11 protein-coding genes are annotated in these 12,269 nt (G+C 34.4%); 8 read left to right on the forward strand and 3 right to left on the reverse strand.

Annotated elements, in window-relative coordinates:
• Positions 1-202 precede the first annotated feature (202 nt).
• The 8 genes from C1638_RS14030 (at position 203) to C1638_RS14065 (ending at position 9,502) form a co-directional block, all read left to right on the forward strand.
• A complete protein-coding gene (locus C1638_RS14030; protein WP_109621958.1) occupies positions 203-760 on the forward strand; it encodes a glycine zipper domain-containing protein in 558 nt (185 codons plus the stop codon).
• Between the two features lie 52 nt (positions 761-812).
• Entirely contained in the window at positions 813-2,447 is a 1,635-nt protein-coding gene (locus C1638_RS14035; protein ID WP_109621960.1) for an LIC_10190 family membrane protein, read from the forward strand.
• A 50-nt stretch (positions 2,448-2,497) separates the two neighbouring features.
• Entirely contained in the window at positions 2,498-3,568 is a 1,071-nt protein-coding gene (gene aroC, locus C1638_RS14040; protein WP_076354554.1) for a chorismate synthase, read from the forward strand.
• A gap of 17 nt (positions 3,569-3,585) precedes the next feature.
• Positions 3,586-4,149 (forward strand): thioredoxin family protein, encoded by a 564-nt coding sequence (locus tag C1638_RS14045; RefSeq protein WP_109621962.1) that lies wholly within the window; start codon positions 3,586-3,588, stop codon positions 4,147-4,149.
• A gap of 9 nt (positions 4,150-4,158) precedes the next feature.
• Positions 4,159-4,698 (forward strand): TlpA family protein disulfide reductase, encoded by a 540-nt coding sequence (locus tag C1638_RS14050; RefSeq protein ID WP_109621963.1) that lies wholly within the window; start codon positions 4,159-4,161, stop codon positions 4,696-4,698.
• A gap of 84 nt (positions 4,699-4,782) precedes the next feature.
• Positions 4,783-5,127, forward strand: a complete 345-nt coding sequence (locus tag C1638_RS14055; RefSeq protein ID WP_109621965.1) for a YkvA family protein — start codon at positions 4,783-4,785, stop codon at positions 5,125-5,127.
• 119 nt (positions 5,128-5,246) lie between these two features.
• Entirely contained in the window at positions 5,247-6,626 is a 1,380-nt protein-coding gene (pyrF, locus tag C1638_RS14060; RefSeq protein ID WP_109621967.1) for an orotidine-5'-phosphate decarboxylase, read from the forward strand.
• Between the two features lie 53 nt (positions 6,627-6,679).
• Positions 6,680-9,502: a gluzincin family metallopeptidase gene (locus C1638_RS14065; protein WP_228428160.1), complete on the forward strand. Its 2,823-nt coding sequence runs from the start codon at positions 6,680-6,682 to the stop codon at positions 9,500-9,502.
• 55 nt (positions 9,503-9,557) lie between these two features.
• Here the strand turns inward: C1638_RS14065 and C1638_RS14070 are convergent, their stop codons facing one another.
• From C1638_RS14070 to C1638_RS14080, 3 genes are all read right to left on the reverse strand, one after another.
• The gene (locus tag C1638_RS14070) at positions 9,558-10,367 is read right to left on the reverse strand and encodes a lamin tail domain-containing protein (protein ID WP_109622508.1); all 810 of its coding nucleotides are present in this window, start codon (positions 10,365-10,367) and stop codon (positions 9,558-9,560) included.
• A 184-nt stretch (positions 10,368-10,551) separates the two neighbouring features.
• Positions 10,552-11,355 carry a T9SS type A sorting domain-containing protein gene (locus C1638_RS14075; RefSeq protein WP_109621971.1) on the reverse strand — a complete coding sequence of 268 codons (804 nt, stop codon included), beginning with the start codon at positions 11,353-11,355 and terminating at the stop codon, positions 10,552-10,554.
• Positions 11,356-11,446: 91 nt separating this feature from the next.
• A complete protein-coding gene (locus C1638_RS14080; RefSeq protein ID WP_109621972.1) occupies positions 11,447-12,202 on the reverse strand; it encodes a T9SS-dependent surface endonuclease, AS87_RS02955 family in 756 nt (251 codons plus the stop codon).
• Positions 12,203-12,269 lie beyond the last annotated feature (67 nt).

A 12,269-nucleotide genomic window follows, 5' to 3' on the forward strand; every position in this document is an offset into this window, starting at 1 on the left:
ATTCGAAAACTGAAAACATATTGACAAACTCTATGCCTAAATTTTCAACAAACCTCCAATTTCACATGAAATTTGTCAGGAATTAAAGGTTATGAATAGTACCAATACCAACTTTAACGTTTTTTAACTGAAACTTGGCTTCATAATTGAAAATAAAATAGATCTAGAGTCGTTTTGGCTTAAGCTTATTAAAATTTGAATTATGAAAAAGATAGTATTAACAGGTTTCTTATCCGTCTTTTTATTGGCGGCCTGTAAGAAAGATGACACAGTTGCTGAAAAATCACTGGAAGTACAAAAGCTTGAATTCCAGGCCAGACAGCTTGAAATAGAAAAGCAAAAACTTGCCATTGAGAAAGAAAAGCTCGTATATGAAGCTCAAAAAAAGTCAGACAGCATCTCTGAAAGCAAGAAAGCTAAGGCTACTGCTGATAATAATTCGAAACCAAAGGTGATAAGAGAAACCAGAACTGTATACCGAGACAGAAGTTCTAATTCCAATTCTGGAGGTGGAAGCAATGGAGGTTACGCAGATAACGGAAACGGAACATCACAAGGAACTACCAAGAAAAAAGGGATGAGTAAAGCTGCTAAAGGAACCATCATTGGTACTGTAGGTGGTGCAGCTGCCGGTGCCATCATTGCTAAGAAAAACAGAGGTCTTGGCGCTGTAATCGGAGGCGTAGTAGGTGGAGCTACCGGATATACAATTGGTAGATCACAAGATAGAAAAGACGGAAGAGTACAACCACGTAGATAATTTTTTTCACAATAACATATAAAGATTGCTTATTTTTAGGCAATCTTTTTTTATGATACTAATCCTGTTCTCTTCAATTTTTATTATTCCGGTCTTAATGGGACTGGGTAAGATTATGGAGAAAGCATTCGGAATTTTATTTCAGGGGGTCTCGGGTAAAATTCTTTTGGGAATAATGGGGATAAGCCTTACATGGACTATCACTTCATTTTTCTGCCCTTTAAATATTTATGTAGAAACTGTAACTGTTCTATTAGGCTTACTCTATTTTTTTAAAGAAAAACTTTATCAGGAGTTTTATCAGTTGACAAGAGAAGAGATTACTTTAGGCATAATTGTTTCTGTCATCATTCTATTATCCGGATCATACCATCCTTATATATTAGATCATTTCGGATACTATGTTCCAACAATCAAATGGCTTACAGAATATGGATTGATAAAAGGAATTTCTAATCTGGACTTCACCTTGGGACAGATGTCTGTATGGCATATTTTCCAGGCTGGCTTTTCAAATTTCTCAGATCCTTTTTTAAGATTAAACTCCATACTACTGATCGTTTATACCCTTTATAGTATTGAGCGAAAAAGCTGGATCCAGCTATGCTTTCTCCCTATTTTATTATTATTCTCGCAGTCACCAAGCCCTGATCTTCCCGTCATTATATTTTCTTTGATTGTTTTAAATGAAATGATATCCGGAAATAAAAACACTTCTCTCCTTTTTGCTTTTTCTGTTTTTGTTTTTGTCATAAAACCTACCATGATCTGGCTGCCAATATTGGTTTTCCTGAATAGTATTATTATTTTAAAATCAAACTTCAAAAAATTATTTTTTGGAGGTCTAATCTTACTTTTATTCTTTATTAAAAATATCTGGACATTTGGTTATCCCATATTTCCAGTATCAATAATTGACTTAGGTTTTAGTTGGAAGCCCAATCCTGAAGTTTTGAAAACTTCCTCACAATATGCCATTATGAAAACCTATGACATGCAGTATTCATACGAAGAAATTCAAAGGTTTTCAACATTTGATCATATTAAAAACTGGTTCTTTCTGAAAGGCATCAAATCAATGATTAATATTTTTTTCATTTTGAGCCTACTTATTTTTTCAGCATTTACATGGATGAAGAAAAAGAAACTAATCACTCTGATCTGTATTTCCCTGTTGATAAAAAGTATACTCGTTCTTGCTTTTTCAGCACAGTACAGATTTTTCATCGATGTTTTCTTTGTCATATTCCTTGTATTATTTTATGAATATTTTGATAAAAGAAAATCTTTGGTTGTTTTTTCTGGGCTCAGTCTGTTTTTTATTTCAATATTGTCCTTTCCTAGTTTTATTCAACAATCTATTCCAAGTTTTCGCTTGGGAAGCTTTATGGCAGGATTCAAAAAAGAACAACTTTATCAGCCGTCAACTTACCAATATCATCAATTCAATACTTTTAAAGTGGGAAATTTAAATTTCAATGTTTCTAAAAATTACTCCTATAATTTTGACACTCCACTTCCAGCCATCTCTAGCAGCTACATTTTTGATGATGTAAAAGCTCGAATTTTCCCTCAGCTTATTAACAAAAACGACATGAGAAAGGGATTTATCTGGAAAAAGATGACTCCCGAGGAAAAAAAGGAAGCTACAACCGTGATCAATAATATCGAAAACGTTGATAAATAGAACAAATCCAGAAACTTTATTATCTGAAGAAAAAAAGGTAATTTTGTATCATGTTCAATTCATTAGGTAATCTTCTTAGTCTTACAACATTTGGAGAAAGTCACGGAGTGGCTTACGGCGGTATCATCAATAATTTTCCGGCAGGTTTAACGGTAGATCTCGATAAGGTTCAATATGAACTGGGACGAAGAAAACCCGGCCAGTCTGCTATTGTTACTCAAAGAAAAGAAAGTGACACTGTAAAGTTTCTTTCAGGGATCTTTGACGGAAAAACAACAGGTACACCCATTGGTTTTATCATTGAAAACGAAAATCAGAAATCAAAGGATTACGACCATATTGCAGGAGCATATCGTCCGAGCCATGCTGATTTTACGTATGACCAAAAATTTGGTTTTAGGGATCACCGCGGAGGCGGAAAATCTTCTGCAAGAGAAACCATGAACTGGGTTGTGGCAGGAGCTCTTGCCAAACAACTTTTACCGGAGATTGAAATCAACGCTTACGTTTCTTCCGTAGGTGATATTTTCTGCGAAAAACCATACCAGGCTTTAGATTTTTCCAAAACGGAAAGCAATGATGTACGTTGTCCGGATGCTGAAACGGCAGAAAAAATGATTTCCAGAATCAAGGAAATCAAAAAAGAAGGCAATACCATTGGTGGAACTATTACGTGTGTCATCAAAAATGTTCCTGTAGGAATAGGTGAACCTATATTTTCAAAGCTTCAGGCAGAGCTAGCGAAAGCAATGCTGAATATCAATGCCTGCAAAGGTTTTGAATATGGAAGCGGGTTCTGTGGAGCAAAAATGACAGGAAAAGAGCATAATGATGCTTTCAATACTGATTTTTCCACAAAATCTAACTTGTCAGGAGGTATTCAGGGAGGTATTTCCAATGGAATGGATATCTACTTCCGTGTAGCCTTCAAACCTGTAGCCACTATTTTGAGACCTCAGGACAGTATAGATAAGGATGGAAATCCTGTTATTGTAGAAGGTAAGGGACGTCATGATCCATGTGTAGTACCGAGAGCTGTTCCTGTAGTGGAAAGTCTTGCTGCATTTGTATTGGCAGATCTATTTTTGATCAATAAAACAAGAAACATCAATAATTTTTAATATAAATATTTTTGGTAATGAAAAATTACTGGGATCAAGGAATTTCTTTTGAAGAGTATCTTCAAATAGCAAACAAAAGATTAGAGAATCCTGCTAACGAACAGGAGCTTGAATATAAACAATACTATGAGCTTGGGCTTCAGAGAATGGACAGAACTGTAAAAAAGTATGTCCCAGATGAAGAACAGCTAAAGGAATTGACAGCCAAGAACTTTGACGGAAAAATTTTAGTTATTTCCGAAGCTTGGTGTGGTGATGCCAGTGCAACAGTTCCCGCTTTATTCAAATTCTTTGAAGGACATAATGAAATCAGAGTGTTTCTAAGGGATAGTGATAAAAGCTTAATCAACCAGTTTTTGACCAATGGAACGGAATCCATTCCTAAGGTTCTTATACTGGATAAGGATTTTAATGTAAAAAATTCTTGGGGACCTCGTCCGAAGTATGGATATGAATTACTCATGAAATACAAAGCTGATCCGGAAAGGTATCCAAAAGAGACTTTCTATAACGATCTGCAGATATATTATGCCAAAAACAGAGGAAAAGATGCCGTTCAGGAAATCTTGGATCTGCTATAAAAACGACTTATGAAAAAGAGTATCATTTTTATTGTATTAATTGTCATCGTCGGTATCATTGCTTTTGTACCGGGAGTAAAGGATTTTCTGAAAAATCAGTTCTTTCCTATTGCTACCATTGAAAATGCAGTGCATGTGGGTGAAGAGGACTACGATGTTGACCTTAAGGGAATCAACGCACCAAGCACGAATCTTAAAAACTTTAAAGATAAGGCAGTCTTTCTGAACTTCTGGGGAACGTGGTGTCCGCCGTGTAGAAAAGAATGGCCTTCCATTCAGAAACTGTATGATTCCAGAAAAGGAAATGTAGACTTTGTTCTTATCGCTATGAATGATAAGGAGGAAGATGTAAGAAAATTTTTAAAGGAAAATAATTATACAGTTCCCGTATACATTGCCCAAAGCCCTATTTCTGAGAAAATTCTTCCTAAAGTATTCCCTACCACTTTCCTTTTGGATAAGAGCGGGAGAATCCTTATTAAAGAAGATGCATCCAAAGATTGGGACACAGAGTCTGTGCATCAATTCATTGACAATATCATAAAATAATTTTTTAACTAAATTTTATAATTAGTTGGTACAAGATTTGTGAAATTTATAGCGTTGAAAAATTTATTTAAATCCAAACACAAAATGAAATATTCAAAATTAAATCTTGCAAAAGAAGCTATCAGTCACAAGGGCTTTGTAAAAAAGATCCCTGATATTTTCAGAATGGTAAAATTATGGAGAAAAGGAGTTTATCCAATAAAATCCATTGACATTATTCTTCCTCTGTTAGGAATTCTGTATGTCATCTCTCCTATTGACCTTCTTCCTGAATTTGCCATACCGGTACTTGGAGTAATGGATGATTTGGCCGTGTTGTCACTTACCATTCCAAAACTCATTAAAGAGGTTGACAAATTTTTACTTTGGGAAGCTGAACAAAGATATAGGGGAACCCAAGTCATTGATGCTGAAATCGTAAAACAATAGTTTATTATATTTTTCAAACCATTCTGTAAGTTACAGGATGGTTTTTTATTTATCAAATGAGCGATAAATTTTTGAGCCTTATTTCAAATCCTTAAATTTGCAATATCTAATAAAAAATAATGGAAAGTAAAAAAGAATTCTTCTTAGAGTGCTACAAGCTAGGTATCATTAAATTTGGAAGGTTTACCTTGAAAAGCGGTATTGAAAGTCCGTTTTATGTAGACTTGAGACCTTTAGCTTCAGATCCTAAAATCTTGAAAAATCTTGCTAATTATTTACTGGAAATGCTTCCATTGGATAATTTTGATTTAATATGTGGAGTTCCTTATGCTGCCCTTCCTATGGCTACTGCAATGTCACTGGAAAGCTATATTCCATTAATTATTAAAAGAAAAGAAGCGAAAAGCTATGGTACAAAAAAATTAATCGAGGGAATTTATCAGAAAGGACAAAACTGTCTTTTGGTAGAAGATGTGATTACTTCAGGAAAATCTTTGTTAGAGACTATTCCCGAAATAGAACAGGAAGATCTTAAAGTTTCTGACATTGTGGTGGTGCTGGACAGAGAGCAAGGTGGAAAACAGCTGTTAGAAAGCAAAGGATATAGAGTACACACTCTTTTCAATATTTCGGAAGTATGTGACATTCTTCAGCAAACTGGTGAACTGTCTGATGAAGAAGTAAAAAGAATCCAGGACTTCCTACAAGGAAACCACATTCAGTTTGAAGAAGAAACCCGATCTTCTTACGAACAAAAACTTCAAAATGCACAACATTCTGTTTCAAAAAAATTACTGGAAACTGCTTTAGCTAAAAAATCAAACCTTATTGCTTCTGCAGATGTAACCACGACTCAAGAGCTACTTAATTTTGCTGAAAAAGTAGGGCCTCATATTGTTGCTTTAAAAACGCATATTGATATTATTTCGGATTTTGAATACGAAAAAACGATCACACCTTTAAAGGAAATTGCTGCAAGACACCAATTCTTATTAATGGAAGACCGAAAATTTGCAGACATCGGAAATACTCAGGAATTACAGTTTACAAGCGGAGTCTTTAAGATTACAAACTGGGCTGATTTTGTAACTTCTCAGGTTATCGGAGGATTCGAGTCTTTAGACTGCTTCAATAATGTGGGTGTAGTTGCTATTGTAGGGATGTCATCTAAAGGAACTTTAACGACTGCCAGCTATCGTGAAGAAGCATTAAAAGTTGCTCTATCTCACCCTAATGTAATTGGAGGAGTTTCACAGAATAAAATTCCGGAAGAACTGTTATTATTCACGCCAGGAGTAAATCTTGCAGACTCAGGAGATGGAAAAGGACAGCAATATAATACACCGGAACACGTTTTCAAAACTCTGCATACAGATTTTATTATTGTAGGAAGAGGAATCTACAAGTCTGATAATCCGGAAGCATCTGCTGTTACGTATAAAACTGAGGGTTGGAACGCTTATATTAATTCTTTGGAAAAAAAAGCAATTCAGGGTTAAAATCTTATAAAGTATATACAAAATAAGTTATATTTGAGCTTTATCACGGATATTTGAAAAAGATTAGCATTTGCCTTATTTTGTTTTGGGGAGTTATACAGGTTTCTGCACAGAAAGACAGTATTTATATTGAGGCTAAATTGTCTCCTGACAGGAAATCTTTGGAAGTCAATCAGGAAATTGTTTATTACAATCATTCCGACAAAGACCTGCAAACAGTAAAACTTCTGAATTGGGTTTCTGCCTACAACAAGCGCGGAACATCTTTAGTCTACAGAAAACTGGAAGACAGAAACAATGATTTGCATTTTGCTAAGAATGATGAATTGGGAAAACTTCTGGAGCTAAATATTAAAAATTCGGAAAATCAGGAGATCCCCATCAATACCATTTCAGATGAAAATCTTTTTCTTCCTCTGAATAAAGCATTAAAACCTGGCGAGAGCATTACCCTGCAGCTTCAATACAAGATGTTGCTACCCGATAAAAAATTTACGGGATACGGAACATCTTCTCAAAACACTGCATTAAAATATTTCTTTATTGTTCCGGATCATTTTGATCCGGACAATATTTCTCAAAATAATTACCATGACATTGAGGAGCCAGTAAGCTTCAATACTTTTTGGACTGTAAATTTTGATATTCCGGTCAATAATTTCATTGAAGGAAACCTACCTCAGGTCCAAATGAATTCTTTTAAGGGCTATCTGGATTCTGATCCTGAGTTCTTAATTTCTCAAACTGCATACCCTTCTATAACAACCAGCGTTGATGGTAGTAATACTTTAGTTAAATTTGGTTATAATCTTAAACCTGAAGAGAAGCAAAACCTTGAGTTTTACTTACCACTTCATTTAAAATTTCTGAAAGAAAAACTAGGTTTTCTCCCGGAAAGCATATTCATTTCGGATAAATTTAGAGCCAAGGAAGATTTTTTTGGGAATAATGACATTACTTTCTGGAAATTCAGATTTCAGTTATTTACTGATGCAGAAAAAACCGATCTTGATTATTTTGGAATCATTACCAAAAAAATTCTTGACGAGAATATTATTGCAGATAAGCAGAAAGATCATTGGTTTAAAAATGGTTTAAAATCATATATTGAAATCCAATACCTGAATAAATTCTATAAAGACACAAAACTTTTAGGTACATTACCCGAATCAAAGTTATTTGGCCTCAAACCTTTAAAATTATTTCATGCTTCAAAGGTTAAGCTTCTGGACCGCTATGGACTGGCCTATCAATACATCATGCTTCAAAATCTGGATCAGAAAATTGATGAAAACTTTGCAGTATTAAGTAATTTTAATGATATGGCTATCAGCAGTTTTGAGACAGGAAGCCTGTTCAATTATTCAGCTGATAAAATAGGCGACTCCACGTTCAATGATCTTGTGAAAAATTATATTTCACAAAATTCAGGGAAGAAGATCAATCCGGAAGACTTTTTGAAAGAATTGTCTAAAAAAGATAAATCTACAAATTACCTTACAGATTTTTTCAAACAAAAAAACAGGGTTAATTTCAAGTTGAAGCGCATTAAAAAAGAAAACGATTCTCTTCAGATCAAAATAGCCCGAAATACAGATCTTCCCATTCCTGTAAAACTGGAAACAGAAACCAAGGAGGGCGAAAAAAAAGAATATTGGATTGAAAACAAAGAAAACGAAAGAATTAAAGATTTTTCTCTTCCGGCGTCAGACAATATTTATAAAATCACTTTAAACAACGGATATATTTTCCCTGAGTCTAACTATAGGGATAACTTTCTGTATGCAAAAGGAATATTTTCAAATACAAAAAAGATTAAGCTTAAGCTTATAAAAGATATTCCAAATCCTGAGTACAATGAGATTTATATAAGCCCGAGGGTTCGTTTCAACAATACATATGATAAATTCCTTTTGGGAGTTAATTTAAAGAACCAATCATTTTTTGATCAAAAATTTCTGTACTCATTTACACCCATGTACAGTACAGGAACTGGAAAACTGACAGGTTCCGGAGCTGTCTCCTACTCTTTTCTACCTGCTGAAAGTATTTTCCGAAGCCTCACATTTGGAGCTTCCGGTTCTTATTTTCACTATGATTATGGATTAGCTTATAGAAAAGGATCTTTATTTTCCAATTTCAACTTTAGAAAAAATCCAAGAAGTACGGTTAGTAGAAGTGTCGGGTTTTCATATAATTATTTTGAAAGAGATTTGAGTCCTCTTATGATTGCCAATGATGACTACAAAAAATATAATCTTTGGAGCGTAGGATACGGATATAGTGACAACCAGATGATTCATGAAAAAAGTTTCAGTCTGAGTGCACAGGGAATGGAAGACTTCAATAAAATTACTGCTGAAGGATTTTACAGATGGGAATTTGCTCCTAAACAAAAATTAAGTCTTCGATTATTCGCCGGATATTTTCTAAGAAATGATACTCGAAATAACTTGTTTGATTATGGAATTTCAAGGGTTTCAAACTATACATTTTCCTATAATCTTCTGGGGGAAAGTGCCAGCAGCGGACTTCTTTCACAACAGTTTATTCTAGCCGATGGTGGGTTCAAATCATTTATTCCCGGTACTGTCAATCAATGGATCACTTCTGCTAATGTAGATTCCAGTGTTTGGAAAATCTTCCATGTTTATGCTGATGCAGGAATATATAAAAATAAGGATATGCCTGCAAAGTTCATATGGGACACCGGAGTTAAGGTAAGAATCATTCCGGATTTCCTTGAGGTTTATTTCCCGATACAATCTTCATTGGGGTTCGAACCATCATTCAAGGATTATGCAAAACGAATCAGATATACCTTGATTCTTAATCTTGGATCAATCATCAACGCAGCAAGAAGAGGATGGTATTAAAATAAAAGAACAGCTCACGTAGGCTGTTCTTTCTTTATCAAAATATATTTAAAAATTAATCTTTAATAATCTTTTGAGAAATAGGAGCATTATTAATTGTTCCTGTCACAATATAAGTTCCTTTGGGAAGCTCTGTAATATCGAGAAATGACGCAAATTTTGTAGGAGCTTTTTTAACAACCTGTCTAAATGTGTCATATAATTTCACATCCTTTACCTCCATTCCGAAGACAATTCTGCCATCTTTTATAAATGGGTTCTGTACAAAGCCTGACTTAGCTGAACCTTCAAGGGAAAAATCTATCATATTATCACTATTGCTCTCTAAATTCCTTTTGATAGCTACAGTAGGTGTTGGAGAAGGAGCCGGTCCATCCCCTTTGAATTGATCAGCGTTTGCTCCATAACCTACAAAATCCAATACATTAGAAGAAACCGGATTTGTAACCTGTACAATATTTCCTGCTAAAGCAATCTTTCCGGAGACGCTAGATATTCTGATTCCTGCAATTTTATTAGAAGTTCCATCAAAATTAGTAATGGTAGTTGCTATAAAATCGGGTGTTGGTAAATTTTCTGTTCCCCCCTCTATTTCAGCTTCCTGAATAAGATATGTTTGTTCAGGTCCCAAAGTCAAGTCTGGTAATGTATGATATTGAGTAAAAGCTCCTATTGCCGGGGCATATTGTATACTGGCACCCGTTAAGGAAACCAACGTTGTTCCTATATTTTTAAGAACAATATAATTATTCTTTAAAATAGCTCCTGAACCTGCATTGCCACCATAGATTTCATTGATCACAATCTGAGCATTTGCCGATGCTGTCATCAATAGTAATCCAACAATAGTAAAGATTTTTTTCATCATAATAATTTTAGAAGTAAGTTGTGGTAAAAACATCAAAAACAATACCACCTGATTGGGAAATTTACAAAAAAAGCGCCATAGATAAGTATACTTTCGTGAACAAAATAATCAGTTCATTATAATAAAAAAGTCCGGCCATTTCTTTGAAATGGCCGGACTGTATTTTGATCTAAAAACTTAATTAGTCTTTTAAGATTTTTTGAGATACTAATTGGTTGTTTACTGTACCAGTTACGATATAGTTTCCTTTAGCCAATTCAGAAACGCTTACAGTTTCATTTTGCTTTACAGTAGCTGTTTTCACAACTTGTCCAGCCATATTGAAAACTTTTACATCCTTAGCATCAGCTCCGAAAGTAATTCCATTGTTTTTAACCAGAGTGTTTTTAACAAAAGTTGCAGTCTTCGCTTTGTTAGTATCTGAAACAGCTAAAGATCCAGAAGCAACTGTTTTGATAACAACATTATCTAAATAAGCTCTATAAGAAGTATTTAAAGTTTCAAATGTAACTGTTGAGTTTGCCTGTCCTCCTGTGAAAGTCACTGTTTTAGACTCAGGAGTTCCACTCATTACAGCAGTATACGCCACAGTCTGATTTGCTAAATTAGTTACTTTTACAACAATAGTACCTGAAGCAGCAGTCCATCCCTTAATATCAAAAGTGATTACTACATTTCCTCCATCAGTAGATAAATCTAAAGACTTTGAAGTCATTGTTCCAATAACAGAACCTGTTCCCAACTTTACCATACCACCTGCACTGTATGCCTTTGCACCAGCAGGAAAGTTAGCTACAGGAGGAAGAGGGTTTGTAGCAGTTCCAGGATTGTAAACATCTGTTGCATCAGGAGCGTTAGTTCCTGTTGAAGTTGTATTTCCACCAGCCGTATAAGAAGCAAAATTCTCAGATAAAACAACTGTTTGTTGAGCATTTGCCATAAAAGCTACAGCTGTAATGCTTAAAATAGTAAAGATCTTTTTCATAAAATAATTTTTTTTAAAATTTATGTTGTAAAAGTACAAATAAAACGCTCCTTTAAAGCGATAGGGTTATAGATTTAACAATTTGTTAAAATTACCTTTTAATAATTCTCTCAAAAACGGCTTTACCATTAATATTTCCTGCCACAAAATAAATCCCACTTTGTAGATTTTCTACATTTACAGATCCATTTTCAAGAACAGAAGCAGTTTTTATAACTTGTCCGTTTACATTAAAAATTTTAATCTCAGATTTGGTTCCAAAATAAATTTCTTTATCTACAAAAGTATTTTTCACAAAAGTCTTTGTAGACAATTTTGTATCATGTACAGCAAGACCTCCCTCCGTAACAACTTTAATTTCGTCAATAAAGAATCGTTTTGATGTAGCGGCAGCTGAGAATTTTAATTTTGTACTTGATGTACCCCCTACTATATTTACTGAGTATTCAGAAAATGAAGAATTTACTAAAGTGAAGCTATTCGTTCCATTGATGGTTCCACCACCTGTAATGGTAACAGTAAGTCTCGTATTATCAGAACTGTATCCAGCAGCTTTGAAAGTTAAAGTTGCATTTCCAGAAAGTCCACTTAAAGTAGGAGTTGTCACCGTACCTACACTATTGGAAGATCCAGCCTTGATACATTGTGCGGCACCACCTGCTCCGGAAAATGCCCAGCCGGCAGATGAATAATTATTTAAAGAGTTTGTTCCAACATTACCTGTCCAGACATTATCGTTTCCTCCTGTACCGTTTAAATCATCAAAGTTTGCATTGAAAATAGTAGTTTGAGCAAAAGCTATGGTTGCACATAGAGCTGTTGCAAATAACGAATAAAGTTTTTTCATGGTTTTTAAATTTAATTATTAATAATTTGAACCACTAAATTACAGCTATTTTTAAGGCATTCACAAT

This window comes from Chryseobacterium oncorhynchi (genome assembly GCF_002899895.1).
GTDB classification, from domain to species: domain Bacteria; phylum Bacteroidota; class Bacteroidia; order Flavobacteriales; family Weeksellaceae; genus Chryseobacterium; species Chryseobacterium oncorhynchi.

Excerpts from the sequence above, each read along its gene's own strand:
- C1638_RS14030 (WP_109621958.1), top strand. The coding sequence starts at position 203 with ATGAAAAAGATAGTATTAACAGGTTTCTTATCCGTCTTTTTATTGGCG.
- C1638_RS14035 (WP_109621960.1), top strand. The coding sequence starts at position 813 with ATGATACTAATCCTGTTCTCTTCAATTTTTATTATTCCGGTCTTAATG.
- aroC (WP_076354554.1), top strand. The coding sequence starts at position 2,498 with ATGTTCAATTCATTAGGTAATCTTCTTAGTCTTACAACATTTGGAGAA.
- C1638_RS14045 (WP_109621962.1), top strand. The coding sequence starts at position 3,586 with ATGAAAAATTACTGGGATCAAGGAATTTCTTTTGAAGAGTATCTTCAA.
- C1638_RS14050 (WP_109621963.1), top strand. The coding sequence starts at position 4,159 with ATGAAAAAGAGTATCATTTTTATTGTATTAATTGTCATCGTCGGTATC.
- C1638_RS14055 (WP_109621965.1), top strand. The coding sequence starts at position 4,783 with ATGAAATATTCAAAATTAAATCTTGCAAAAGAAGCTATCAGTCACAAG.
- pyrF (WP_109621967.1), top strand. The coding sequence starts at position 5,247 with ATGGAAAGTAAAAAAGAATTCTTCTTAGAGTGCTACAAGCTAGGTATC.
- C1638_RS14070 (WP_109622508.1), bottom strand. The coding sequence starts at position 10,367 with ATGAAAAAAATCTTTACTATTGTTGGATTACTATTGATGACAGCATCG.
- C1638_RS14075 (WP_109621971.1), bottom strand. The coding sequence starts at position 11,355 with ATGAAAAAGATCTTTACTATTTTAAGCATTACAGCTGTAGCTTTTATG.
- C1638_RS14080 (WP_109621972.1), bottom strand. The coding sequence starts at position 12,202 with ATGAAAAAACTTTATTCGTTATTTGCAACAGCTCTATGTGCAACCATA.